This window comes from Affinundibacterium nitidum (assembly GCF_014284155.1).
In the GTDB taxonomy this organism is placed as follows: domain Bacteria; phylum Pseudomonadota; class Gammaproteobacteria; order Burkholderiales; family Burkholderiaceae_D; genus Undibacterium; species Undibacterium nitidum.
Genome location: NZ_JACOFZ010000034.1, coordinates 1 through 475, shown reverse-complemented (window position 1 = coordinate 475; position 475 = coordinate 1). Strand labels below are relative to the sequence as shown.

Annotated in this window: 1 protein-coding gene; it reads left to right on the top strand. The window is 53.9% G+C overall.

Annotation, left to right across the window (positions count from 1 at the left end; translation table 11 throughout):
* Nucleotides 1–475, top strand: a 475-nt coding sequence (locus H8K36_RS18920; protein ID WP_222611289.1) for a VCBS domain-containing protein, incomplete at both ends; no start/stop codon positions are given.

The window sequence follows — 475 nt, the reverse complement described above, 5'->3', positions numbered from 1 at the left end:
ACGAACCCAACAGCGATCGTAGAATCTGCAGACGCTTCTGCGCAGAACTTGGCTCCAATCACAGGCAGTTTCGCCGTCTCTGATTTGGATATCGGCGATACCTTGACTGCTTCAGTTGTTGGCTCACCTGTAGTACAGTTGAATGGTGTGAACTACACCTTGCCAGTAGGTGCAACAGCACTGACAGCAGCAGGGGCGTTCAGCGTCACGCCAACGACCCAAACGTCGAATGGTGGTGCAGGTACAGCGATTGCGTACACTTATGATCCAGCGGCAGCGAACTTAGACTTCTTGCGTGCAGGCCAAAGCTTGACGATCACTTACCAAGTGAAGGTCAATGACGGTACGGCAGACTCCGCAGTGCAAGACGTGACGTTCACGATCACCGGTGCGAACGATGCGCCAGTATTGACAGATACGACGAACCCAACGGCGATCGTAGAAGCTGCAGACGCTTCTGCGCAGAACTTGGCTC